The organism is Aeromonas sp. MdU4 (assembly GCF_041929505.1).
GTDB lineage: Bacteria > Pseudomonadota > Gammaproteobacteria > Enterobacterales > Aeromonadaceae > Aeromonas.
This window is the reverse complement of record NZ_JBHFMW010000050.1, coordinates 22,563-46,780: the sequence shown is the minus strand read 5'-3', so window position 1 is coordinate 46,780 and position 24,218 is coordinate 22,563. Positions and strand designations below refer to the sequence as shown.

General features: G+C 60.6%; 20 protein-coding genes. 12 read left to right on the top strand and 8 right to left on the bottom strand.

From position 1 onward, the window contains the following. Positions 1-467: 467 nt before the first annotated feature. The 3 genes from ACE1BR_RS22735 to ACE1BR_RS22725 form a co-directional block, all read right to left on the bottom strand. Positions 468-677: a cold-shock protein gene (locus ACE1BR_RS22735; protein ID WP_040095890.1), complete on the bottom strand. Its 210-nt coding sequence runs from the start codon at positions 675-677 to the stop codon at positions 468-470. A 274-nt stretch (positions 678-951) separates the two neighbouring features. Continuing rightward, a complete protein-coding gene (locus tag ACE1BR_RS22730; protein WP_374874303.1) occupies positions 952-1,620 on the bottom strand; it encodes a LysM-like peptidoglycan-binding domain-containing protein in 669 nt (222 codons plus the stop codon). Between the two features lie 99 nt (positions 1,621-1,719). Further along, positions 1,720-3,822 (bottom strand): methyl-accepting chemotaxis protein, encoded by a 2,103-nt coding sequence (locus ACE1BR_RS22725; RefSeq protein WP_374874301.1) that lies wholly within the window; start codon positions 3,820-3,822, stop codon positions 1,720-1,722. A 272-nt stretch (positions 3,823-4,094) separates the two neighbouring features. Between ACE1BR_RS22725 and gltX the strand changes: the two genes are divergently transcribed. Further along, positions 4,095-5,510: a glutamate--tRNA ligase gene (gltX, locus tag ACE1BR_RS22720; protein ID WP_374874299.1), complete on the top strand. Its 1,416-nt coding sequence runs from the start codon at positions 4,095-4,097 to the stop codon at positions 5,508-5,510. A gap of 145 nt (positions 5,511-5,655) precedes the next feature. Here the strand turns inward: gltX and ACE1BR_RS22715 are convergent, their stop codons facing one another. Beyond that, positions 5,656-6,906: a methyl-accepting chemotaxis protein gene (locus ACE1BR_RS22715; protein ID WP_374874297.1), complete on the bottom strand. Its 1,251-nt coding sequence runs from the start codon at positions 6,904-6,906 to the stop codon at positions 5,656-5,658. Between the two features lie 32 nt (positions 6,907-6,938). Between ACE1BR_RS22715 and ACE1BR_RS22710 the strand changes: the two genes are divergently transcribed. From ACE1BR_RS22710 to ACE1BR_RS22660, 11 genes are all read left to right on the top strand, one after another. Continuing rightward, complete coding sequence (locus ACE1BR_RS22710; protein ID WP_374874295.1) at positions 6,939-7,760, top strand: potassium channel family protein; 822 nt, start codon at positions 6,939-6,941, stop codon at positions 7,758-7,760. A 143-nt stretch (positions 7,761-7,903) separates the two neighbouring features. Further along, positions 7,904-8,509, top strand: a complete 606-nt coding sequence (locus ACE1BR_RS22705) for a TIGR04211 family SH3 domain-containing protein (protein WP_374874293.1) — start codon at positions 7,904-7,906, stop codon at positions 8,507-8,509. Between the two features lie 336 nt (positions 8,510-8,845). After that, entirely contained in the window at positions 8,846-12,010 is a 3,165-nt protein-coding gene (putA, locus tag ACE1BR_RS22700) for a bifunctional proline dehydrogenase/L-glutamate gamma-semialdehyde dehydrogenase PutA (protein ID WP_374874291.1), read from the top strand. 247 nt (positions 12,011-12,257) lie between these two features. Next, positions 12,258-13,037, top strand: coding sequence for an NAD(+) diphosphatase (nudC, locus tag ACE1BR_RS22695; RefSeq protein ID WP_374874289.1), 780 nt, complete (start codon positions 12,258-12,260; stop codon positions 13,035-13,037). Positions 13,038-13,217: 180 nt separating this feature from the next. After that, positions 13,218-14,285: a uroporphyrinogen decarboxylase gene (gene hemE, locus ACE1BR_RS22690; RefSeq protein WP_058053227.1), complete on the top strand. Its 1,068-nt coding sequence runs from the start codon at positions 13,218-13,220 to the stop codon at positions 14,283-14,285. Between the two features lie 110 nt (positions 14,286-14,395). Next, positions 14,396-15,325: an ROK family protein gene (locus ACE1BR_RS22685; RefSeq protein ID WP_374874287.1), complete on the top strand. Its 930-nt coding sequence runs from the start codon at positions 14,396-14,398 to the stop codon at positions 15,323-15,325. 60 nt (positions 15,326-15,385) lie between these two features. Beyond that, entirely contained in the window at positions 15,386-16,396 is a 1,011-nt protein-coding gene (gene epd / locus ACE1BR_RS22680) for an erythrose-4-phosphate dehydrogenase (protein ID WP_374874285.1), read from the top strand. 61 nt (positions 16,397-16,457) lie between these two features. Continuing rightward, entirely contained in the window at positions 16,458-17,621 is a 1,164-nt protein-coding gene (locus ACE1BR_RS22675; RefSeq protein WP_075113155.1) for a phosphoglycerate kinase, read from the top strand. Between the two features lie 115 nt (positions 17,622-17,736). Continuing rightward, positions 17,737-18,816: a class II fructose-bisphosphate aldolase gene (gene fbaA, locus ACE1BR_RS22670; protein WP_374874283.1), complete on the top strand. Its 1,080-nt coding sequence runs from the start codon at positions 17,737-17,739 to the stop codon at positions 18,814-18,816. 158 nt (positions 18,817-18,974) lie between these two features. Further along, positions 18,975-20,279 (top strand): NAD(P)/FAD-dependent oxidoreductase, encoded by a 1,305-nt coding sequence (locus ACE1BR_RS22665; RefSeq protein ID WP_374874281.1) that lies wholly within the window; start codon positions 18,975-18,977, stop codon positions 20,277-20,279. Positions 20,280-20,614: 335 nt separating this feature from the next. Beyond that, complete coding sequence (locus ACE1BR_RS22660) at positions 20,615-21,085, top strand: hypothetical protein (protein WP_374874279.1); 471 nt, start codon at positions 20,615-20,617, stop codon at positions 21,083-21,085. 43 nt (positions 21,086-21,128) lie between these two features. Here ACE1BR_RS22660 and ACE1BR_RS22655 read toward each other — a convergent pair whose 3' ends face one another. The 4 genes from ACE1BR_RS22655 to cutA all read right to left on the bottom strand — a co-directional run bounded on the left by ACE1BR_RS22655 (position 21,129) and on the right by cutA (position 24,213). Next, complete coding sequence (locus ACE1BR_RS22655) at positions 21,129-21,542, bottom strand: hypothetical protein (protein ID WP_323886502.1); 414 nt, start codon at positions 21,540-21,542, stop codon at positions 21,129-21,131. Between the two features lie 79 nt (positions 21,543-21,621). Next, positions 21,622-22,113 carry a GNAT family N-acetyltransferase gene (locus ACE1BR_RS22650; protein WP_374874277.1) on the bottom strand — a complete coding sequence of 164 codons (492 nt, stop codon included), beginning with the start codon at positions 22,111-22,113 and terminating at the stop codon, positions 21,622-21,624. After that, on the bottom strand, positions 22,103-23,899 hold the full coding sequence (locus ACE1BR_RS22645) for a protein-disulfide reductase DsbD (protein ID WP_374874275.1): 1,797 nt from the start codon (positions 23,897-23,899) through the stop codon (positions 22,103-22,105). The genes ACE1BR_RS22650 and ACE1BR_RS22645 overlap by 11 nt, the downstream gene beginning before the upstream one ends. Beyond that, positions 23,896-24,213, bottom strand: coding sequence for a divalent-cation tolerance protein CutA (gene cutA, locus ACE1BR_RS22640; protein WP_374874273.1), 318 nt, complete (start codon positions 24,211-24,213; stop codon positions 23,896-23,898). The genes ACE1BR_RS22645 and cutA overlap by 4 nt, the downstream gene beginning before the upstream one ends. Positions 24,214-24,218 lie beyond the last annotated feature (5 nt).

Below are 24,218 nucleotides of genomic sequence, written 5' to 3'. Positions count from 1 at the left end.
ATGATCCGAGCTTGCCAAGGCTGGGGTCGCGAGTTCGAGTCTCGTTTCCCGCTCCAATCTCTCTTCGACGTCCTCATCATCCCTTTGAATTGCCCATCACATCGCGTTGCGATGATTTGTCGTATCTGGCGTTTGCCCGCTTTCTCTTTTCTTCCCCGTACCTTTTTAGTCATTGGATCGCTGTGGTATTACTCGCTAACAACGTCCCTGAGATCGGGCACAGGTCTCAGCCTGCGGATCGCAGGCTTGGCAGAGCCTGAATGACAGGCATTGGCTCGGTATAAGTTAAAACCGGGGCATTTAACCAAAATCTATAAATTTGATTTATAGCGGCTGGTTGCGGCCATAAATGGCCCGCAGGCGGGGGCGGTAAGCCCGGCCTGGGATCTGCCGATCGTGAAGGGGAAATCGCGGGCAAAAAAATAGGAGGGGCCGTGGCTCCTCCCGCATGATTCACTGGCGTGGGCTTAGACCAGAGTAACGTTCTCAGCCTGAGGGCCTTTCTTGCCCTGGGTCACAGTGAACTGGACTTTTTGACCTTCAGCCAGGGTTTTGAAACCTGCGCTCTGGATGGAGGAGAAGTGAACGAATACGTCCGGACCCTGGGATTGCTCGATGAAGCCAAAACCCTTGGTTTCGTTGAACCATTTTACCTGGCCGGTGCGAATGTCAGACATGTGCAAAATCCTATCAATAACAAAATGAAACTAAGCCCTATGCGGGGCTGCATTTGCCTTGCAGCAGGGGTTGGCTCATGACTGACCACGTCTCTTTGTCCCAGTAGCACGCAGAACAATCCCTGTCTAAAGCACAAACGATTGTACGTTAGCGCCGATCCTTGTCAATTTGACCCCTGTCGTTTTTTGAACAAGCTAAAAATATTGTGAACTCAGTAGCTTATTTGAAGAAATTTGACCAAAAAAACGGGAGGCCGCAGCCTCCCGTTGGTCATTACTCCTTGAGGGCGAACCCTTCGCCCTGCCGATCATAGCGGTAGACCGCCTGGCCGTAGGAGCGGATCTCCACTCGCTGAATGCGGCGGGTGTCGTCCACCAGAATAAAGATGGAGCGGCCTGATTGCAGGCGGGTCAACGGGCGATCCGGTCCCTCGATGGCGATCAGGCGGCTGAGCTCTGCTCCCGGCAACTCGAATTTGCGCCAGATGGAGTAGAGGGTCTCGCCAGCCTGCACATCGTGTTGCAGCCAGGTGCCGTTGACCTTCTCCTCGACCGGTTTGGCGGCTACGGGCGTTCCGCCAGCCGTACCGTTGCCCACGGTAAGAGCCTGAGCTGGTACTGCCAGCGGTACTGCCAGCGAGCCGGATGGTGCTGCTTTCGGGGCGGAGGGGGCAGGTTGCCAGGCCAGCACCAATAACCAGAGCGGGGTCAGGATCAACAGACCTATGGTGTTTTTGCGCGGCAGCGGGCTGGTCAGCTTGAATTTGCCGGTCTTGGCATCCTGGCGGCGTTGGCCAAGATTGCTCATCCCTTGGCCAAAACGTTGGCGCAGGGACAGGGTCGCGGCATTGATGCGATGGAGCAGGGATCCTTGTGATTCGTCTTGGCGACGCTGCTGGGCTCGTCTGTTATGGCCACGTGGGCGACGGTCCGGGGTGGGCACGGCATTTACCTCTCACTACATTGCCTGCCATCAGGCAAATTCGTTGCCTATGGTAAACGGACTCGCCCCCGAGGGGGAGAGTCCGTGAGAGGAAAATTATCAGCTGAGACGAAATTGACCCAATAATTGCTGCAATTTGTCGGCCGCCTGGCGCAATGCCTGACTGGCTTTGGCCGTTTCGGTCGCATCCTGAGCAATGTCGTTGGCCAGTGCGTTGGTTTTTGACAGGTTACCGGAGACGGTCTCGGAGACCGAGCTCTGCTCTTCGGCAGCAGAGGCGATCTGATAAGTCATGTCGTTGATGGTGGAGATGGCCTTGTAGATGCTGCCGAGCGCCTCTTCCGCCAGATCCGCTTCGCTCACCGCCTGATGGGTCAGCTGCTGACTCTGGGTGATGGCATTGACTGCGTTGGCCGAGCTGTGGCGGATCTTCTCGATCAGCTCCTGAGTGTTCTGCACCGCTTGCTGGGTGTTGCCCGCCAGTTTGCGCACCTCGTCGGCAACCACCGCAAAACCGCGTCCCTGCTCACCGGCCCGCGCCGCCTCGATGGCGGCGTTGAGCGCCAGCAGGTTGGTCTGATCGGCAATCCCCTGAATGACGGTGAGGATGCTGGTGATCTGGGCGCTGTCGTGGGCGAGCCCTTCGACCACTTCGGCTCCCTTGCCCGCTTCGGCGGCAACCTTGTGCATCGACTGGATCACCTGCTGGAAGCGCTCCTTGCCCTGATCTGCCGCCCCCTGGGCTTGCTTGGCCGAGTCGGCGGTGTTGTTGGCGTGGGTGGCGACCTCCTGACTGACATAGGACATCTCCTGCACGGCGGTCAGCATCTGCTCCATCTCTGCCTGGTGGTGCTGCAGGTTGGTGTCGGTCTGGCCAGCGATGCGGTCGGTGTCACCGGCATAGCGGTTCACTTCGCTGGCGGTTTTGAGCACATCCCCCAGCAGCACCTGCAACTTGTCGATAAAGCGGTTTATGCCTTTGGACAAAGCCCCCAGCTCGTCGACGGAGCGGGTCGTGAGGCGCTTGGTGAGATCGCCATCGCCATCGGCGATGTCATCCACCAGACTCACCATCTGGCGGATGGGGCCGGTGATGCTGCGGGCGATCAGCAACATAGTGGCCAGCGCCAGCACCAGTACGATAAAGGCGCCTACCAGTTGCTGGGTCACGGCGGCACGGTTCATCTCGTTCAGCTGGGCTTCCAGCTGATCGGCTCCCGCCAGCACCACCTTGTAGGGCAGGGTGACGATGATGGCCCAGTTGCGGCTCATCCCCGGCACCGCGATGGGCACCGAGATACGGAACGATTCGTCCAGCTCTTGACGTTGCACCTCCGGTTTCAGGTACTGTTGCCACTGGTTGCCCAGCACCTTCTCGGCGCTGCTGCCAAGCAGGCTGGCCTCACCGCTGGTGCCGGTGATCACGCCAGCGGCGCTGACGATCAGGGTCTCCCCCTTGCCGTCATAGACATTGCTGTTGAGGGATTGCGCTTGGCGGCTGATGGAGTCCACTGCCAGATCCAGTGCGGCGATCCCCTTGAACTGACCATTTACCATGATGGGAGTGGTAATGGTGCTCACCAGTACCTGCTGGCCGTTGATATCCACCTTGAAGGGATCGATGAGGCAGGAGCGCCCCTCCCGTTTCGGGCAGGCGTAGTAGTCGTTGGCCGGATTGCCAAAACTGTCGGTGTCGGTCTTCTCGATGGAGAGCAGCAGGTCGGTGCCGACACTATCCTTGTCGCGATAGAAGTAGGGGACAAAGCGCCCCTTGCTGTCGCTGCCCAGGGGCGTTTGGCCGGCAAAGCTGGCATCCTGGCCATCGAACCCGTTAGGCTCGTACCCCGCGAAAGCGCCGTAGAGCTGTGGTTCGAGAGCGAGCTGGGCCTTGAGCAGGTCGGTGGCCTGCTGGCGATCGAGCGGCAGCTTGCCCTGTTGCTGCAGGGCGAGGGTGCTGGCCATCTGCTGGGTATAGGAGAGTGCTTTTTGCAACAGTTGGGTGATGGTGGCTGCCTCGGCCCGGGCGTTGGCGCTGACCTTTTGCCATGCCTCTTGCTGCAGCGCCTCGCGGCTGGAGCTGATGGTCAGCTTTTGGGTCTGTTGACCCGAGTACTGGTTGAGCAGGATCAGGATGACCAGTGCTGCGGTCATGGCGATCCCGGCCATCACTAGAATGCGATTCTGGATAGAACGGAACTGCATCGTCTCTTCCTTGCGTGATAGGTGTGGTGAGCGTTATCTGAGTATCGACCGGAGGAGGCAGCTCTCCAGCACATTTCATAGCAAATCGGAAAGCTGGCTTCTGTTTTGCGATCTTCTTCAAATATCAGGCGGCCAGCAGCAGCGCTGCACATTTAATCCTCATAGTTTCGCCCGCAATGGCGTCATGGTTTTCCCATCCGTGATTGTCGGTGCTAAAATGCGACGGTTTTTTCTAACGAATTGGCCCAAGGCCCTCTACACAAGGCTTAAAGATGAAAGTCAAAACCCGTTTTGCTCCCAGCCCGACCGGCTTTTTGCATGTCGGCGGTGCCCGTACCGCACTCTATTCCTGGTTGTTTGCAAAGAGCCAGGGCGGCGAGTTCGTGCTGCGTATCGAGGATACCGACCTGGAACGTTCCACTCAGGAGGCGATCGACGCCATTATTGAGGGCATGGAATGGCTGGAGCTGAACTGGGATGAGGGCCCCTACTACCAGACCAAACGCTTCGACCGTTACAACGGTATCATCGACGAGATGCTGGCCGATGGCCGCGCCTACAAGTGCTACTGCTCCAAGGAGCGTCTGGAAGCGCTGCGCGAAGGCCAGATGGCCAACGGCGAGAAGCCCCGTTATGACGGCAAGTGCCGCGACCACGCCCACGATCACCCGGCCGATGCGCCGCACGTGATCCGCTTCCGCAACCCGACCGAAGGCTCTGTGGTGTTCGACGACCACGTCCGTGGTCGTATCGAGTTCGCCAACACCGAGCTGGACGATCTGATCATTCGCCGTACCGACGGCGCGCCGACCTACAACTTCTGCGTGGTGGTCGATGACTGGGACATGGAGATCACCCACGTGGTGCGTGGTGAAGACCACATCAACAACACCCCGCGCCAGATCAACATCTACAAGGCGCTGAACGCGCCGGTGCCGGAATTTGCCCACGTCTCCATGATCCTGGGTGACGACGGTGCCAAGCTCTCCAAGCGCCACGGTGCAGTCTCCGTGATGCAGTACCGCGATGACGGCTACCTGCCGGAAGCGCTGCTGAACTATCTGGTGCGTCTGGGCTGGTCCCACGGCGATCAGGAGATCTTCAGCCTGGACGAGATGATCAAGCTGTTCAGCCTGGATGCCATCTCCAAGTCTGCTTCTGCCTTCAATACCGACAAGCTGCTGTGGCTGAACAACCACTACATGCGCAGCCTGGATCCTGTCTATGTCGCCAAGCATCTGGCCTGGCACATGGCCGATCAGAAGATCGACACCAGCAAGGGCCCGTCACTGCCAGAGGTTGTGACTCTGCTGGCCGAGCGCTGCAACACCTTGGTAGAGATGGCCGCCCAGAGCCGCTATCTGTTCGAAGAGTACGAGGCGATCGACGAAGCGGCTGCCAAGAAGCACCTGCGTGGCGTCGCGGCCGAGCCGTTGACCCTGGCCAAAGCCAAGCTGGCTGCACTGGATAGCTGGACCACCGAAGCGCTGCACGAGCTGATTGAAGCGACTGCCGCCGAGCTGGGTCAGGGCATGGGCAAGGTCGGCATGCCGCTGCGCGTGGCCGTGACCGGTCTCGGTCAGTCCCCCGGCATCGACGCCGTAATGGCACTGGTCGGCAAAGAGCGGGTACTGGCCCGTATCGACCGCGCACTGGCTTACATCGAAGCCCGCATGGCTGCCGAGTAACTGCTGCCGAGGTGGCAGGCGAGGGGATAACCTCGTTATGCCACATGCTCAATAGAAAAAATCCGAAACCACTGGTTTCGGATTTTTTTATGGTCGGGAGCGGCGGAAGCCGGGCTCCACGGCGGTCATGCCACAGATCGAGCTGTCAGGCGAGCTTGAAGGACTGGATCTGGCCGTCGAGCTCCTTGCTGTGCTGCTCGACCAGCTCGGAGGCTTCCTGCAGTTCGCGCAGCACCACGACGGAGCCTTCGGCGATCTGTCTGACCTGCTCCAGATTGCCGCGCATCTCTTCGGCGACCGAACTCTGCTGCTCGGAGGCGGCGGCGATATGACGGTTCATGTCGGCGACACCCTGTACCCGCTGCACTATGGTAGCGAGCTGGGTACCCGCCTGGGTGACCTGCTCCACCCCCTTGTCGGCCTGGCGCACGCTCTGGGCCATCAGTTCGGCAGCCTGACCGGCATTGCCCTGCAACTGCTCGATCATCTTCTGGATCTCGACGGTGGCGGCCTGGGCCCGGTTGGCCAGCTCGCGCACTTCGGAGGCGACCACGGCAAAGCCGCGACCCGCTTCACCGGCACGGGCAGCTTCGATGGCGGCGTTGAGCGCCAGCAGGTTGGTCTGCTCCGAGATGCCGCGAATGGTGTCGACCACCGAGCCAATCTGTTCGACCCCTTGCTCCACCTGATTGACCACGTCGGCGGAGCGCTGGATATTGCCGGAGAGGGTATCGATGGTGCTGACGGTCTGTGCCACGCAGCGGCTCCCCTCTTCCGCCAGCTGGCTGGTTTCGGCGGTGGCGTGGGAGGCCTGATCCGCATGGGCGGCCACTTCGCGAATGGCGCCGACCATCTGGCTCATGGCGCTGGCCAACTGTTCGATCTGGGCGAACTCTTCGCTGATCGCCTCGTTGGCCTCCTCCATGCAGAGGGTCACCTGGGAAGCGATGTCGTTGAGCTCCTTGCAGGCGGCGCGCTGGCTGCCGAATACCTCTTTGAGGTTCTCCTGCGAATGGGAGACCGCCTTGGCGATGTCACCGAACTCGTCACGAGACTTGAGCAGTACCTTGTGGCTGAGATCCCGCTTGGCGAAGCGTTCCAGCAGACTGACCAGATAGTGAACCTGCTTGACCATCAGGCGCGAACCGGTGAGCAGCAGAACCACGAACATCAGCCCCATGATGGTGGTCTCCATCAGGCCGTTCCAGAGCAGGCGGTCGGCAATGGCATTGGCTTTTTCCGGATCCAGCCCCTCGGCGAGCAGGGTTGCCTCCAGATTGTTGGCATCAAACCAGAGTTTGGTCAGTAGCAAAATGGTACTGAACACCATCAGCAACACCACTTTGGGTACCAGCCGGATGTTGCTCATCCGTTTCTCCAGCAGGTTCAGCTGCATTGTCATTCTCCTTGTAAAAGCTGCTTTTTCCTTTGCCCTCCGGGCTATCGGCATTATCTTCTCTTTTATTAATTTGCACTGTGCTTAAAGTTGGAAAATGTATGCGACATCACTTAACTCATCTGCGGGCGATGGATCTGCTGATGGCTTTCCTGTCGGTGATCTCGGTCGTGCTGGTCACTGCCCGCTGGTGGGGCCACGAGAGCCTGACGCCACAGACCCTGCAGCTCTTCTATGACCTCGACAGTCTGATCTGTTACTTCTTCCTTGCCCACTTCGCCTACGGCTGGCTGCGGGCTCCCGATCGCACCGCCTTCTTCAAGGCTAACTGGATCTATCTGCCGGGCAGTCTGCCGATGGTGGAGCAGCTGCGCTGGGCCCGTCTGCTCCAGCTGTGGCGGGTCTACCAACTGTTCAGGGAGCACCCTGATTTCTGGGCCATGTTTCGCCGCGAGCGCAACGAGACCACCCTCTCCGGCATCCTGTTCCTGTTCTTCCTGCTGCTGGGGGTGGGCTCCGGCGTCATGTACTGGATCGAGTCGGGTCAGCCCGGCAGCCAGATAGAGACCCCATACGATGCGTTCTGGTGGACCCTGGTGACCTTGTCGACCGTGGGCTACGGCGATCTGGTGCCCAAGACCGAGGAGGGACGCTTTGTCGCCAGTCTGCTGATCCTGTTTGGGGTCGGTTTGTTCGGTGCCATCAGCGGTTTCATGGCCAGCATCTTTTTGCAGCCAGCCAGGGAGAGCGAGACCGAAAAGTGGCGTCACCACTACAACAACCAGCAGGAGCAGCTGCTGCACGAGTTGCGGGCGCTGCGGGCCGAGGTGCGCGAGCTGAAAAACAAGCCATAACGGGGTGGCGCAAGTTGCGAGGTGACTCGCAACTCTGCGCTCTTTATCCGTGGGGAGGTGCTTTTTCTTTGCTTGTCCTTTAACCTGCTGGCGGCTTAACATTCAACCTCTTGTCCAAACCTGAAAAAGAGAATCGATCGACCATGCGCGCCCTTCTCGGGATTCTGATCTGCTTGTGTGCCCAACAGGCACTGGCCGATACCCGTTATGTTTCAGACAACATCTTTACCTTTATTCACAATGGCCCGGGTACCCAGTACCGGATCCTTGGCAGTATCAAGGCTGGTGAACCGCTGGAGGTGAAGGCGGAGAACGGCGAAGCCGGTTTCACCCAGGTGGTGGACGGTCGCGGCCGCGAGGGGTGGATCAAAAGCAGCGAGCTGCAGAGCCAGATCAGCCTGCGCGAACGCCTGCCTCAGGTAGAAAAGGAGCGAGATGAGCTTAAAGATCGCCTGCAGAACCTCAACGGTGACAACGAGAAACGCTTCACCGAGAAGGATGGCCAGATCGCTGCCCAGAGCAAGGAGATCGCCGCCCTCAAGGCCCAGCTGGCCAGTCAGGGTGAGGAGATGAGCAGTCTCAAGGAGCAGAACGACGCCCTGACCCAGAGCTACGACAATCAGGAGCACGACATGCAGATGGACTGGTTTATCCGTGGTGGTGCCATGGTGGGGGCGGGGATCCTGCTCGGCATCCTGCTGCCGATGCTGCCCCGTCGCCGACGCCGCGGCGATCGCTGGATGAACTGACAGCATTTGACTGAATGAATTGATGAAGGGTCGCCGTGGCGGCCCTTCTTTTTAGCTACTTGTCTGCGTTGTTGGCCCAGGCCGTTTGCCTGTTGCCAGAGGCGCTGATGGCCTGGTGGGATGGCAGAAAATTGTATACAAAACGATGCCAGTTGACCCGCAAGAGAGGCAACAAGGTGGCCTTTATAGAGGCTATAACGGGCAAATAGCGATCCTTGTTAAATTTAGGCAACAAATTCATTTCATATAAGGTGCAATATTGTATACATTGTCGGCGTTTCGGCGGCGCTGCCGCCTCTGTCGATATCAGCCCTAGGGCGTACAGGAAGACCCCATATGTTCAAAGCTACTCAAGTGCTTGCCGCTGACTATATCCCCTCCGATCTGGCCGCCCTGCGCGAAGCCATTACCCAGAACTACGTGGTGGATGAAAATGCCTATCTGGCCGAACTGTCGGCCATGCTGCCGGGAGATGGCGCTGCGCTGGAGCAGGTGACCCAGCGCGCCCGCACTTTGGTGACCAAGGTACGCAAGGAGAGCGGCTCCGGTGACGGTATCGACGCCTTCCTGCAGGAGTACAGTCTGGATACTCAGGAGGGGATCATCCTGATGTGTCTGGCCGAGGCGCTGCTGCGCATTCCCGATGCCGAGACCGCCGATGCCCTGATCAAGGACAAGCTCTCCGGCGCCAACTGGTCCTCCCATTTCCGCAAGAGTGACTCCACTCTGGTGAACGCCTCTACTTGGGGGCTGATGCTGACCGGCAAGATCATCAAGCTGGACAAGAAGCTCGACGGCAACCCGGCCAACCTGCTGGGGCGGATGGTCAACAAGCTGGGCGAGCCGGTGGTGCGCTCCGCCATGTACGCCGCCATGAAGATCATGGGCAAGCAGTTCGTGCTGGGGCGCGACATGAAAGAAGCCCTCAAGGCGAGCCGCAAATCCCGCGAGCTGGGCTACACCCACACCTACGACATGCTGGGTGAGTCGGCACTGACCTTACAGGATGCCGACAAATACCTGACCGATTACCGCAACGCCATCGAGGCGGTCGGCAACGAGCGGATCAGCGACGGCGGCCCGGCTCCCTCCATCTCCATCAAACTGTCGGCGCTCCATCCGCGCTATGACGTGGCCAACCGCGAGCGGGTGCTCGGCGAGATGTGCGAGCGGCTGGTGGGGTTGGTGCGTCTGGCCCGCGACAAGGATGTGGCCATCAGCATCGATGCCGAGGAGATGGACCGTCTCGAGCTGTCGCTGGACTTGTTCGAGCAGCTCTACCGCTCCGACGCCAACCGTGGCTGGGGCAAGCTCGGCATGGTGGTGCAGGCCTACTCCAAACGCGCCCTGCCGGTACTCTGCTGGCTCACCGCGCTGGCCCGCGAGCAGGGTGACCTCATTCCGGTGCGACTGGTGAAAGGCGCCTACTGGGACAGCGAGCTGAAATATGCCCAGCAGGCGGGCCTGCCCGGCTATCCGCTCTTTACCCGCAAGGCGGGCACCGATATCTCTTACCTCGCCTGCGCCCGCTATCTGCTGAGCGAGCCGACCCGCGGCTTTATCGCCCCCCAGTTCGCCACCCACAACGCCAATACCGTGGTCAGCATTCTGGAGATGGCCGGTGATCGCCAGTTCGAATTCCAGCGTCTGCACGGCATGGGCGAGGAGCTGCATAACGCGGTGCTGAATGACAATCCCGGCCTGCACTGCCGCATCTATGCGCCGGTCGGAGCCCACAAGGATCTGCTGCCCTATCTGGTGCGCCGTTTGCTGGAGAACGGGGCCAACACCTCCTTCGTCCACAAGCTGGTGGATCCCAACACCCCGGTCGACTCGCTGGCCGAGCACCCGCTGCGCACCCTCAAGCGTTACTCGAGCTTTGCCAACGACCGCATTCCGCAGCCGGTGAACCTGTTCAGCGACCGCAAGAATTCCAGCGGCGTCAACATGAACATCCTCTCCATCCAGCGCCCCTTCTTTGCTCGCCTGCAAGAGCTGGAGAGCAAGCAGTGGCTGGCTGGCCCCATCGTTGATGGCGAGACCCTCAAGCGCAGCGAAGCCCGCACCGTGCTGAGCCCGCAGAATGTGAGCCTGACTGTCGGCAAGATCCACTGGGCCGACGAGCAGGCGGTGGAGCAGGCGTTGGCATCCGCCCACGCCGCCTTCCCGCGCTGGCGTGAAACCCCGGTGAGCGAGCGGGCCGCTGCGCTGGAGAGGCTGGCGGATCTGCTGGAGGCGAACCGCGAGCAGTTCATCTCCTTGTGCACCCGCGAGGCGGGTAAGCTGCTGCAGGATGGCATCGACGAGGTGCGCGAGGCGGTCGACTTCTGCCGTTACTACGCGGTGCAAGCGCGCAGCATGATGGGGCAGGCGACCCTGCTGCCGGGCTACACCGGCGAGCAGAACGAGCTGTTCCTGCAGGGGCGCGGGGTGTTTGTCTGCATCAGCCCGTGGAACTTCCCGCTGGCGATTTTCCTCGGACAAGTCGCCGCAGCGCTGGCCACCGGCAATACCGTTATCGCCAAACCGGCGGAGCAGACCGGCCTTATCGCCCATCTGGCGGTGACCCTGGCCCATCAGGCCGGTATTCCGGGCGACGTGCTGCAACTGCTGCCCGGTGACGGCGCCACCGTCGGCGCCAAGCTGACGGCGGATCCGCGCATCGGCGGCGTCTGCTTCACCGGCTCCACCGAGACCGCCAAGCTGATCAACATGACCCTGGCCCAGCGCGATGGCGCCATCCTGCCGCTTATCGCCGAGACCGGCGGTCAGAACGCCATGATCGTCGACTCTACCGCCCTGCCGGAGCAGGTGGTACGCGATGTGGTGAGCGCCGCCTTCCAGAGCGCCGGTCAGCGCTGCTCGGCCCTGCGGGTGCTCTACCTGCAGGAGGAGATCGCTGAGCGGGTGCTGGAGATCCTCACCGGCGCCATGCAGGAGCTCAAAGTGGGCAACCCGGCCGAGCACAACACCGACGTCGGCCCGGTGATCGATGCCGATGCCAAGGCCGGTCTCGATGCTCACCTCGCCTACATGATGCCGCGTGCTCGCCTGATTGCGCAGGCGCCGATGCCGGCCGCGACCATGGAAGGGCACTTTGTCCAGCCGACCGCGCTGGAGATCGGCTCCATCCGCGAGCTGGCTAAAGAGCAGTTCGGCCCCATCCTGCACGTGGTGCGCTACGCCACTCGGGATCTGGACAAGGTGATCGGCGACATCAACGGCACCGGCTACGGTCTGACGCTCGGGATCCACAGTCGCAATGAATCCCACGCCGAGGAGCTGGCGAGCCGCATCAACGTGGGCAACGTCTACATCAACCGCAACCAGATCGGCGCCATGGTCGGGGTGCAGCCGTTCGGCGGGCAGGGGCTCTCCGGCACCGGTCCCAAGGCGGGTGGTCCTCACTATCTGAGTCGCTTCGTCACCGAGAAGACCCGCACCATCAACACCACGGCGGTGGGCGGCAACGCCTCCCTGCTGGCGATGGGCGATGCCTGATCGGCGTCGCTAGAAGCCGATACTGGATACCGGATAACAGTGGGCCGCCTTCGGGCGGCCTCTTTTTTGGTGGCAGGCTCTTGCTCGCGGGGCGGGCGAGGATCGGAGGAGATTTTGTTGTGGCGGCGGGGTCGTCAGCAGCGGTTGCCGGTCGTAAGATGGGGGCCATTCGTGCGGATTTTGCCCCTTGGCGGGCCTGCTGTGGCTGCTGCATTGTTTAATCTGACTTAACGAGAGTGTTTATCTGATGTCATTAACCGAACAAGCCCGCTGGTTCGTACTGGGGGGCGAGCATCTGCTACTGCTCGATCCGCAGGGGCTGGTGCCGCAAGGAAGTAAAACATGCCTGCCCGCTGCGCTGGCCGACGCCAAGTTCGAGCGTTTTGACGAGTGGCAGGGGTTGCCCTGCTATCTGCTGGATCTGGGGGCCGGGGCCGACACGGCGCTGATGACCCCGCTGCGCCAGCTGATGGTGGCGGGGGACGAGGAGGGTTTTCGCCTCGCCGGTCGAGCCTGGCAGCTTGCTATCTTTCGCCGTACCCACCGCTTCTGCGGCGAGTGCGGCGCCCCGATGACCGCGAAAGAGGATGAGTGGGCGCAGGTGTGCCAGCACGGCCACGCGGCTTATCCGCGCATCTCTCCCTGCATTATCGTGGCGGTACGCAAGGGGCCGGAGATCCTGCTGGCGGCTCATCGCCGTCACTATCAGGCAGACGATCCCATGTATACCGTGCTGGCCGGTTTCGTCGAGGCGGGGGAGAACCTCGAGCAGTGCGTGGCACGGGAGGTGTTCGAGGAGAGCGGCATCCGGGTAACCAATGTGCGCTATGTGGCGAGCCAGCCCTGGCCCTTCCCCCACAGTTTGATGATGGGTTTCACCGCCGATTACCAGAGCGGCGAGATCAGGGTGCAGGATGACGAGCTGGTCGCCGCCGATTTCTTTGCTGCCGATCGACTGCCGCGTTTGCCGCCCCATGGCACCATAGCCCGGCGGCTGATCGAGTTGTCGCTGGCTGGCGAGAGGTAACAGCGCTTATCTTTTCGCCAACCTCTTTGCACTTCTTTTTAAAAACGGGGCGTTCTGGTTTGCGCCCCTTCACATCTTTGCAACCGATCGTCCATTTGCCACGTTTTGGGCAGTCCGCTCCGGTGGTCAAAGTGCTATTATGGCCGCCATTTTATGCGTGATATGAATTCAGGAACTGGGATGAAAGAGCTGAAGAACGATCGATACCTGCGTGCTTTGCTGCGTCAGGATGTAGACATGACCCCGGTATGGATGATGCGCCAGGCTGGCCGTTATCTGCCGGAATACAAGGCGACCCGCGCCCAGGCGGGGGATTTTATGTCCCTGTGCCGCAACGCCGAACTGGCCTGTGAAGTCACCTTGCAGCCGCTGCGCCGCTACCCGCTCGATGCCGCCATCCTCTTCTCCGACATCCTCACCGTGCCCGATGCCATGGGGCTCGGTCTCTACTTCGAGCAGGGCGAAGGCCCGCGCTTCGAGCGCCCGATCACCTCCATGGCCGACGTGCAGGCGCTGCCCATTCCGGATCCGGAAGATGAGCTGGGCTACGTGATGAATGCGGTGCGCACCATCCGCCGCGAACTGAAGGGCGAAGTGCCGCTGATCGGCTTCTCCGGCAGCCCCTGGACCCTGGCCACCTACATGGTGGAGGGGGGCAGCTCCAAGGCATTCACCAAGATCAAGCAGATGATGTACGCAGAGCCGCAAACCCTGCATCTGCTGCTCGACAAGCTGGCCGACAGCGTGATTGCCTATCTCAACGCCCAGATCAAGGCGGGTGCCCAGGCGGTCATGGTGTTCGACACCTGGGGCGGCGTGCTCACTCCGCGCGATTACCGCGACTTCTCCCTGCAGTACATGCACAAGATCGTCGATGGCCTGATCCGCGAGCACGACGGTCGCCGCGTGCCGGTCACCCTGTTCACCAAGAATGGTGGTCAGTGGCTGGAGCAGATCGCCGCCACCGGTTGCGATGCGCTGGGTCTGGACTGGACCACCGATATCGCCGACGCCAAGCGCCGGGTCGGCGACAAGGTGGCGCTGCAGGGCAACATGGATCCCTCCATGCTCTACGCCACCCCGGCCCGCATCCGTGAAGAGGTCGCCTCCATTCTGGCCGGTTTCGGTCAGGGCAACGGCCACGTCTTCAATCTGGGTCACGGCATCCATCAGGATGTAAACCCGGAGCACGCTGGCGTGTTCGTCAACGCGGTACACGAGCTCTCCGCCCAGTATCACGGCCGCTAAGGCCGGGGCGAGCGAAGAGAGACTGATTGATATCCGGGGCCGCAAGGCCCCGTTTTACATTTAAAAAGGCGTCGCCACCAATGAGCCGCGGCGCCAGCGCAGGAGGCAAGATGAACAGCAAGTCACTGGATTGGGGTATCGATCTTGGCGGTACCAAGTGTGAATGCGTGGTGCTGGATGGCGACGAGGTGCTGTTGCGCCACCGCATTCCCACCGAGCGGGCTGGCGGTTATGACCACATGATCGGCCAGATCGCCAAGCTGGTTGAGGAGTGCGCCGCGAAGATCGGCCAGCGTCCGACCGTCATCGGCATGGGCACACCGGGGGCGCGGGATCCGCAGACCGGCCTGATGAAGAACTGCAATACCACCGAGCTCAACGGCAAGCCGTTCAAGGAAGATCTGGAGCGTAAACTGGGTATTCCGGTGCTGATCGCCAACGATGCCAACTGTTTCGCGCTGGCAGAAACCCATCTGGGGGCGGTGCGCCAGCACCATCCCGATGCAAAAGTGGTGTTCGGCATCATCATGGGCACCGGGGTCGGCTCCGGCATCGTCATCAACGGCCAGATCCTCAACGGTCACCACGGCATCGCCGGTGAGTGGGGCCACAATGTGCTCTCCCCCGATGGTCCCGAGTGCTACTGCGGCAAGCGTGGCTGCGTCGAGACCCTGATCAGCGGCCCGGCGCTGGAGGCCTGGTACGAGGCCAAAGCCAAGCGTCGCCTCTCGCTCGCCCAGATTGCGGCCGCCACCGCCCACGATCACATCGCCAAGCTCACCATCGACCGGCTGCATCTGTTGTTTGGTCAGGCGCTGGCCAACGTGGTCAACATTCTCGACCCGGATGTGATCGTCATCGGTGGCGGGGTGGGTAATGTGCAGAGCCTTTACAGCGTGGGACGAGAGACTATTTTGCCCTTCCTCTTTAATCCCCGCTTCGCAACCCCCATTATTGCTCCTGCCCTTGGTGACAGTGCCGGGGTATTCGGGGCCGCACTGCTGGCCCGCGGTGAATTCAAGGAGGCCCTGCTGTCGTAGTCGGGGCTCCCGGGCGGCCGGTGCGTCGCCCTGTTGCTGGTTTAAGGAAACGGATTCTCGATGATCAAGATTGCCATCAATGGTTACGGGCGGATCGGTCGCAATGTGCTGCGCGCCCTTTATGAAAGCGGGCGCGACCAGACCATCAAGATCGTCGCCATCAACGAGCTGGCAGCCCCCGAGGCCATGGTGCATCTGACCCGTTACGATACCAGTCACGGTCGTTTCCACCATCCGGTGCAGCTGGCGGGCAGCAGCATGCTGGTGGGGGAGGATCTCATCTCCCTGTTTGCCGAGCGGGATCCGTCTAAGCTGCCGTGGCGGGCGCTGGGGGTGGATGTGGTGCTCGATTGCACCGGGGTGTTCGGCTCGCGAGCCGATGCCGAGCTGCATCTGGCGGCGGGGGCGGGCAAGGTGCTCTTCTCCCATCCGGCCGACGCGGATGTGGATGCCACCGTGGTCTACGGGGTCAACCATCAGGCGCTGACCGGACGGGAGCGGATCGTCTCCAACGCCTCCTGTACCACCAACTGCGTGGTGCCGGTGATTGAAACATTGCATCGAGAATTCGAGATAAATTGTGGTACTATTACGACAATTCATTCGGCCATGCATGATCAGCAAGTCATCGACGCCTACCACAGTGACTTGCGCCGAACCCGCGCTGCCAGTCAGTCCATCATTCCGGTGGATACCAAGCTGGCCAAGGGGCTGGAGCGTATCCTGCCTCACTTCGCCGGCAAGTTCGAGGCGATCGCGGTGCGGGTGCCGACCATCAATGTAACAGCGATGGATCTCAGTATTACTGTTCGTAAAAAAGTGACAGTTAGTGACGTAAATCAAGCCCTGCAACGGGCATCCAGAGGTACATTACACGGTATTCTGGATTACACGGAAGAACCTCTGGTCTCCGTAGACTTCAATCATGATGCACACTCCTGCATCATTGATGGTACCCAGACCCGGGTGAGCGATGCCAACCTCGTCAAGATGTTGATGTGGTGCGATAACGAATGGGGCTTCGCCAACCGGATGCTGGATACCACCCGGGCCATGATGGCCGCAGGCTGAGCCTGCCCCGGGGACAAGGTTACTGTTTTTAACATTACCTGGAAAATATAGAGGACTGAATATGTCTGTTATCAAGATGACTGACCTGGATCTGGCGGGTAAACGCGTTCTGATCCGTGCTGACCTGAACGTACCGGTAAAAGACGGCAAGGTCACCTCCGATGCACGTATCGTTGCGACTCTGCCGACCATCAAGCTGGCTCTGGAAAAAGGCGCCAAGCTGATGATCACCTCCCACCTGGGTCGTCCGACCGAGGGTGAATACAACGAAGAATTCTCCCTGGCTCCGGTTGTCAACTATCTGAAAGACGCTCTGTCCTGCCCGGTTCGCCTGGCCAAGGATTACCTGGATGGCGTAGAAGTCGCCGCCGGTGAGCTGGTTGTGCTGGAAAACTGCCGTTTCAACAAAGGCGAGAAGAAGAACACCGAAGAGCTGGCCAAAAAATACGCCGCCCTGTGTGACGTCTTTGTAATGGACGCGTTCGGTACTGCTCACCGCGCCGAAGGTTCCACCTACGGTGTGGCCCAGTTCGCGCCGGTTGCTTGTGCCGGTCCGCTGCTGGCGGGTGAACTGGAAGCTCTGGGCAAAGCCATGCTGAAGCCCGAGCGCCCGATGGTTGCCATTGTTGGCGGCTCCAAGGTATCCACCAAGCTGACCGTTCTGGAATCCCTCTCCAAGATCGCTGACCAGCTGGTTGTCGGTGGTGGCATCGCCAACACCTTCATCGCTGCTGCCGGTCACAACGTCGGCAAGTCCCTGTGCGAGCACGACCTGATCGACACCGCCAAGAAACTGGCTGCCGAGACCAACATTCCTGTGACCACCGACGTGGTTGTAGGTGCCGAGTTCTCCGAGTCCACTCCGGCTACCATCAAGTCTGTTGCTGATGTGACCGACGGCGACATGATCTTCGACATCGGCCCTGACTCTGCCAAGGCCCTGGCTGACATCATCATGAACGCCAAGACCATCCTGTGGAACGGCCCGGTTGGCGTGTTCGAATTCGACCAGTTCGCTGAAGGCACCAAGATCATCGCTGAAGCCATCGCTGCTTCTCCGGCCTTCTCCATCGCTGGCGGTGGTGACACCCTGGCTGCCATCGACAAGTTCGGCATCGCTGACAAAGTCTCCTACATCTCCACTGGCGGCGGTGCCTTCCTGGAGTTCGTAGAAGGCAAGGTTCTGCCGGCTGTTGAGATTCTGGAACAGCGCGCCAAAGCCTAATTGACCCGAGACGGGGGGCAAAAGCCTCCCGTTTCGTTTATCATGTGCCCGCTGTGCCGGTTCATGATGAACCCCCCATTTTTTATTAACGGCATACGAGACAGGACGATTAAACATGTCTAAGAAAATTTTCGACTTCGTAAAACCCGGCGTGATCACTGGTGATGACGTTCAGAAAGTGTTCGCCATCGCTAAAGAGAACGGCTTTGCTCTGCCGGCCGTAAACTGCGTTGGTACCGACTCCGTTAACGCCGTACTGGAAGCTGCCGCCAAGGTTAAAGCCCCGGTTATCGTTCAGTTCTCCAACGGTGGTGCCGTGTTCACCGCCGGTAAGGGTCTGAAGCTGGAAGGTCAGAAAGCTGCCATCCTGGGTGCCATCTCCGGTGCCAAGCACGTTCACGCCGTTGCCGAAGCTTACGGTGTACCGGTGATCCTGCACACCGACCACGCTGCCAAGAAGCTGCTGCCGTGGATCGACGGTCTGCTGGAAGCGGGCGAGAAGCACTTTGCTGAAACCGGCAAGCCGCTGTTCTCCTCCCACATGCTGGATCTGTCCGAAGAGTCTCTGGAAGAGAACATCGACATCTGCTGCGAGTACCTGACCCGCATGGCCAAGATGAACATGACTCTGGAGCTGGAACTGGGTTGCACCGGTGGCGAAGAAGACGGCGTCGACAACAGCCACATGGATCAGTCCGCTCTGTACACCCAGCCGGAAGATGTTGCTTACGCTTACGAGCGTCTGTCCAAGATCAGCCCGCGTTTCACCATCGCTGCCTCCTTCGGCAACGTACACGGTGTATACAAACCTGGTAACGTCAAGCTGACCCCGTCCATCCTGGACGCTTCCCAGAAGTACGTTTCCGAGAAGTTTGGCATCCCTGCCAAGTCTCTGGACTTCGTATTCCACGGTGGTTCAGGTTCCACTCTGGAAGAGATCCGCGAGTCCATCTCCTACGGCGTAGTGAAGATGAACATCGACACCGACACCCAGTGGGCAACTTGGGAAGGTCTGCTGAACTTCTACAAGAAGAACGAAGCTTACCTGCAAGGCCAGCTGGGCAACCCGGAAGGCGCCGACAAGCCGAACAAGAAGTTCTACGATCCGCGCGTATGGCTGCGTGAAGGTCAGACTTCCATGATCGCTCGTCTGGAGAAAGCATTCTCCGACCTGAACGCTATCGACGTACTGTAATTCGTTACAGCACCTTGATTGCATGAAAAGGCGCCCTTCGGGGCGCCTTTTGCATTTCTGTGATCCGGTGCTGCTGGTTTGCCGTGCTTTAGCTGGGTATTATCGAAACAAGTTTGCTTATTTTATTAAACAATTTGCAACAAGGCAGGATGCTGAACATGCAGGCAGGAAAGCACATCGGATATCAGGAGCATGCGGCCTCCTATTACGCCGCGACCCGTAACGATCCGCAGCAGTGGCCGGAACTTGAAGCCGAGCTGAAAGCGGATGTCTGCATCATCGGCGGCGGTTTTACCGGCCTCAACACCGCCATCAACTTGGCTGACGCAGGCTACAAGGTGGTGCAGCTGGAGGCCAACCGAATCGGTTGGGGGGCTTCAGGCCGCAACGGTGGCCAGCTTATTCGCGGTATCGGCCACGATACCAGCCAGTTTGCCCGCTGGATTGGCGAGCAAGGGGTACGCGAGCTCGACCTGATGGGGCTGGAGGCGGTGCAGCTGGTGCGCGAGCGGGTTGAGCGCTTCAACATCGAGTGCGATCTCACCTGGGGCTACTGCGACCTCGCTACCCGTCAGCGCCATCTGGCCGGTTTCGAGGAGGATCTCGACCATTTGGCGAGTCTGGGGTATGAGCACGAGCTGAAGCTGGTGCCGCGCGAAGATATCCATAGCGTGGTGGGATCGGATCGCTACATCGGCGGCCTGATCGACATGGGCTCCGGCCATCTGCATCCCCTCAATCTGGCGCTCGGCGAGGCTCGTGCAGCCGCCAGCCTCGGCGTAGCCCTGTTTGAACACTCCCGGGTGACCCATATCGATTACGGCAAGCAGGTGGAGGTGACCACCGCCCACGGTCGGGTCACTGCCGATTATCTGGTGATTGGCTGCAACGCTTATCTCAATGATCTTAATCCCGATCTGGGTGGCAAGGTGCTGCCCGCCGGTTCTTACATCCTCGCCACCGAGGTGCTCGATCGCCGCTTGCGCCAGCGGTTGCTGCCGCAAAACATGGCGGTGTGCGACCAGAACGTGGCGCTCGACTATTACCGACTCTCCGCCGATGGGCGCCTGCTGTTTGGCGGCGCCTGCAACTATTCGGGGCGAGACCCGAAGGATATCAAGGCATTTATGCTACCCAAGCTGCTGCGGGTCTTCCCCGAGCTGGCCGAGACTGCCATCGAGTTCCAGTGGGGCGGGATGATCGGGATCGGTGCCAATCGGCTGCCGCAGATTGGCCGCTTGAAGGAGCACCCCAACGTGCTCTATGCCCAGGCTTACTCCGGTCATGGTCTCAACGCGACCCATATGGCGGGCAAGCTGGTGGCCGAGGCGATCCGCGGCGAGAGCCGGGGATTCGATCTCTTTGCCAGCGTGCCCCATATCACCTTCCCGGGCGGTCCGGCGCTGCGCTCCCCGCTGCTGGCGCTGGGAATGCTGTGGCACCGGATGAAGGATATCTTCTGATGCGTATTGTCAGCCCGTACGGTGATGGCTGAAAGCGGCTCTGTTGCTGGCCCTTGTTTATAGCGGCTTGGCACTATCATTCCGCCTGATAGACCAAAAAATGCATTCGCGCCAATCCCTTCCGGTTGGCGCTATCTTTTAGGTAGGAGAGTGATTCTCTGCCAGGCGGACAAGGGCGGATCCGCTAGCCAGAAAAGGAGTGAAGGAGGGCTGAGATGGAGATGAATGTGGTAGCGTCAGGTGGGCTCAGCCCATTGGCGCAACGGCAACGTTCTCCCACTGGACAGGTCGCGGAGAGGGCTACGCCGTCGTCATTGGCTGGCAGTGATAGCCGGATGGTACGCGATCTGGGCTCTGTGCTGGCCAACCTCGGGCTGTCGCCGAAAGGGGAGAGCCGCAGCGGGAGCAGCATCTCAATCAGGGATTCAATGGAGGCGTTCATCAACACCATGATGGGAGCTCTGCAACAGCAGCAAGAGCAACAGCAAGCGCTGCAACAACAGCAGATGCAAGAGCAGGCACAGCGCAAGGCTGCACTAAACACCGGCAGTGAGAGCCCGTTGAAGAGAGATGTAATGCGCCTGCTGGACAAGCTGGATCCACAGGGTGAAGCGGGAAAAGCAGTCGGGCAAGAGAAACAGAGCGAAGCCGTAGACCCGTTGCAGCGCCAGTTTTCCAAGCTGCTGGAGAGTAGCGGGGCGGTCAATAGCGGAGTCACTCTCAAGGATGTGCTGTCAGAGCTGGTCAACAAAATCCCGAGCGATCCCCCTGAGCGGAAAGGGTATCAGGTCGATACCCAGGTGTGAGTCAGGTTGAGCCGCTACGTTGCAGTGAGGCCGGATCTGCCTGTTACCGGGTTGGTTCGGCCAGCCGCCACCCCTGTTCACTCTTCATCATCCACACCTCGGCCTCTTGCGGCAGCACCTGACCGGCTTCAAATTCGCCATATTTGCGCTCCAGCTCCATTAGCCCCATCTCTTGCTGGAAGGGGCCAACCCGGTCATAAATCAGATCCTCGTCGTGCAGTACCTGCAGCTGATCCAGCCCCTGTTTGAAGTGGAGCTGGTAGCTCACCTTGACCAGATAGACCCCCTCCATCCGCTCCTCCTTGCCGAGGATGGTGAAGTCGCTGATCTCGAACAGGTTGGCATCTGTCTCGGCCAGTAGTTTGGCGGTGACCTGCTGGCGGATATCCTCTTCTCCGGGCCCTGCACTGCAGCCATAAAGCCAGAGGGCCAGCAGGGGGATGAACCACTTTTTCATCAAAACTCCGAACAGGTGCAAAAAGAGCAAAACGGGAGGGCAGATTGTGCCACGCGAACCAGCGGCGGCAAACCTCGGCTCACGGTTCCAGTGAACGTTCCAGCACGATGGCCTCGGCCCGATAGCCGGGCACCTCGCGGCGATAGCACTCGGTGAACCCTCTGCGCCGCCAAAAAGCGAGGGCGGCCTCATTGCTGGCAATCACCGACAACCGCAGCCGGGCTGCTCCCCACGAGCGAGCCAGCGTGCAGGCGTGAAGATAGAGTGCCTGCCCCCGGCCAGCCCCTTGCCAGGGTTCACCCACCAGTAACAGTCCCAGATAGGCGGTATCCGGATTGGGATAGCCGCGCAGCAGATCGATGACGGCGGTCAGCTCCCCCTCTTCCCAGCGGCCGATGAGGTGCTTGGCAGAGAGCGGCAGGCCGGGTGGGCAGGCTACCAGCTCCTCCTCTGCAGCGTGTGTGGAGAGGGGCTCATTGCTCACTGCCGCCTGATAGGCAGGGGCCAGTTCCAGCAGCCGCTGCAAGGCAGGCGCATCGCTTGCCACCAGTCGGCGCAACTCAGTTGGCATCGCTCACTGTCTCGAGGTGTTTGGCAAAGGGGACCGGCCCCATAAAGCCGGTGACCCGCTGGCCTGTCAGCTCCTTGCCCTCACGGTCGAATAAGATGAGGGTCGGCAGCCCCAGCACATTGAGGCTGTTGAGCAGCTCGACATCGGCATCGTCGTTGGCGGTGACATCTGCCTGCAGCAGCACCATCTGGCCGAAACGCTCGCGCACTACCGGGTCGCTGAAGGTCTTGTGTTCGAACTCTTTGCAGGCGACGCACCAGTCGGCGTAGAGGTCGAGCAGCACCGGTTTGCCGCGGGCGGCTGCCAACTGCACCTTGAGATCAGCCAGGGTCTTGATGCGGACAAACTGCGGGGCACTCTGGTTGCTGCCCGCCGTGACCGTGCCTATTGCGGGCGGTTGCAGCAGATCCTTGCCTACCACCACGGCGCTGATCATCGCCAGCAGCAGCACGAAGCCGCGCAGGCTCTTGGCCACCGAGTGGGGCTGGTGCTGGTTGTGATGATAGAGGTAGCCGCACAGCAGCAGTCCCCAGCCGAGCCAGGCGAGGGTGGTGACCTGATCGCTCCAGAGCCTTGAGAGCAGCAGGATCGGTACCGCCAGCAGGGCGAAGCCAAACAGCTGCTTGATCACATCCATCCAGGCGCCCGCCTTGGGCAGCAGTTTGCCGCCCGAGGTGCCGAGCAGCAGTAGCGGGAGTCCCATCCCGAGCGACAGGGCATAGAGGGCCGCGCCGCCGAGCCAGAGATCGCCGCTTTGGGCCACGTAGATGAGTGCGCCGGAGAGCGGGGCCGTGGTGCAGGGGGAGCAGACCAGCCCCGAGATCATCCCCATGATGGCGACCCCGGCGACCGAGCCCCCCTGCTGGCGGTTGGAGAGGCCGGAGAGGCGGGTTTGCAGGCTGCTCGGCAACTGCAGGGTGTAGAGCCCGAACATGGAGAGGGCGAGCAGCACAAACATCAGCGAGAGGCCGATCAGCACGTAGGGATGTTGCAGCGCGGCCTGGAACTTCAGGCCTGCCGAGGCGACCACCAGTCCGAGCAAGGTGTAGGTCACTGCCATCCCCTGCACATAGACCAGGGAGAGCAGGAAGGCGCGGCCGGTGGAGAGGCGATGACCTGCACCGGCGATAATGCCGGTCAGGATCGGGTACATGGGGAAGACGCAGGGGGTAAAGGCAAGCCCCAGCCCCAGCGCGAAGAAGGCAACGATGCTGAGCCAGAAGCCCTGGCTGCCGAGGGCGGCGGCCAGCTGATCCTGCTGACTTACAGTTGCCGCGTTTGCTGGCGTTGCATCCGTCGCAGTGGGGACCGCGGCCAGCGGGGTCACATCGATCAGCTTGTCGGTCGGCGGGTAGCAGAGACCGTCGGTACAGCCTTGATAGCTGAGGCGCAGGGAGGCGTGTTCCCCCACCTCGCGCAGTGGCACAGCAATGGTCACCTGCTGGTAATAGACCCGGGTCTTGCCGAAGAAGTCATCCTGATGTTCGGTGCCCGCAGGCAAGTCGGGGTCCCGAAAGGTCAGATTGTTGCCCTTGAAGCGCAGGCTGTGGCGATAGAGGTAGTAGTCGTCGGCGATATGAAGGGTCAGCAGCAGCTGATCGCCCCGCTGTTCGCTCTCGAGCTGAAAGGCCTCATCCACCTGCAAAAATCTGGGTTTGGCACTGGCGGCAATGCCAAGCGAGCTCAGGATATCGCCACCGCTGGCGTGTGCCGGGGTCATGGCTACCATGGTCATGAGCAGGGCACAGAGTGCCAGCAGGGGAGAGCGCAGACGAGTGCGAGTCATGAGGTCTCCCCGGTAAGCCAGTCGAGGTAGGCTGGCAGACCGGCGCTCACCGGCAGGGCCAGCAGCTCCGGCACCTCATAGGGGTGATGGGCCAGAATGCACGCTTGCAGCTCGGCCATGAGCGGCTGGCGGGATTTGATGATGAGCTGGAGCTCGGTGGCGCGTTCCACCTTGCCTTGCCAGCGATAGACGGAGGTAACTCCCGCCAGCTGGTTGATGCAGGCGGCCAGTCGCCGCTGGAGCAGCTGTTCGCAGATAAGGTCGGCACTGGCTTGGTCTGGGCAGGTGCAGAGCACCACAATGGCGTCGGTCATAAAGC

Excerpts from the sequence above, each read along its gene's own strand:
- ACE1BR_RS22655 (WP_323886502.1), bottom strand. The coding sequence starts at position 21,542 with ATGAAAAAGTGGTTCATCCCCCTGCTGGCCCTCTGGCTTTATGGCTGC.
- ACE1BR_RS22685 (WP_374874287.1), top strand. The coding sequence starts at position 14,396 with ATGAACAGCAAGTCACTGGATTGGGGTATCGATCTTGGCGGTACCAAG.
- hemE (WP_058053227.1), top strand. The coding sequence starts at position 13,218 with ATGAAAGAGCTGAAGAACGATCGATACCTGCGTGCTTTGCTGCGTCAG.
- gltX (WP_374874299.1), top strand. The coding sequence starts at position 4,095 with ATGAAAGTCAAAACCCGTTTTGCTCCCAGCCCGACCGGCTTTTTGCAT.
- putA (WP_374874291.1), top strand. The coding sequence starts at position 8,846 with ATGTTCAAAGCTACTCAAGTGCTTGCCGCTGACTATATCCCCTCCGAT.
- ACE1BR_RS22735 (WP_040095890.1), bottom strand. The coding sequence starts at position 677 with ATGTCTGACATTCGCACCGGCCAGGTAAAATGGTTCAACGAAACCAAG.
- fbaA (WP_374874283.1), top strand. The coding sequence starts at position 17,737 with ATGTCTAAGAAAATTTTCGACTTCGTAAAACCCGGCGTGATCACTGGT.
- ACE1BR_RS22665 (WP_374874281.1), top strand. The coding sequence starts at position 18,975 with ATGCAGGCAGGAAAGCACATCGGATATCAGGAGCATGCGGCCTCCTAT.
- ACE1BR_RS22650 (WP_374874277.1), bottom strand. The coding sequence starts at position 22,113 with ATGCCAACTGAGTTGCGCCGACTGGTGGCAAGCGATGCGCCTGCCTTG.
- ACE1BR_RS22715 (WP_374874297.1), bottom strand. The coding sequence starts at position 6,906 with ATGCAGCTGAACCTGCTGGAGAAACGGATGAGCAACATCCGGCTGGTA.
- ACE1BR_RS22705 (WP_374874293.1), top strand. The coding sequence starts at position 7,904 with ATGCGCGCCCTTCTCGGGATTCTGATCTGCTTGTGTGCCCAACAGGCA.
- nudC (WP_374874289.1), top strand. The coding sequence starts at position 12,258 with ATGTCATTAACCGAACAAGCCCGCTGGTTCGTACTGGGGGGCGAGCAT.
- ACE1BR_RS22675 (WP_075113155.1), top strand. The coding sequence starts at position 16,458 with ATGTCTGTTATCAAGATGACTGACCTGGATCTGGCGGGTAAACGCGTT.
- ACE1BR_RS22725 (WP_374874301.1), bottom strand. The coding sequence starts at position 3,822 with ATGCAGTTCCGTTCTATCCAGAATCGCATTCTAGTGATGGCCGGGATC.
- cutA (WP_374874273.1), bottom strand. The coding sequence starts at position 24,213 with ATGACCGACGCCATTGTGGTGCTCTGCACCTGCCCAGACCAAGCCAGT.
- ACE1BR_RS22660 (WP_374874279.1), top strand. The coding sequence starts at position 20,615 with ATGGTACGCGATCTGGGCTCTGTGCTGGCCAACCTCGGGCTGTCGCCG.
- epd (WP_374874285.1), top strand. The coding sequence starts at position 15,386 with ATGATCAAGATTGCCATCAATGGTTACGGGCGGATCGGTCGCAATGTG.
- ACE1BR_RS22645 (WP_374874275.1), bottom strand. The coding sequence starts at position 23,899 with ATGACTCGCACTCGTCTGCGCTCTCCCCTGCTGGCACTCTGTGCCCTG.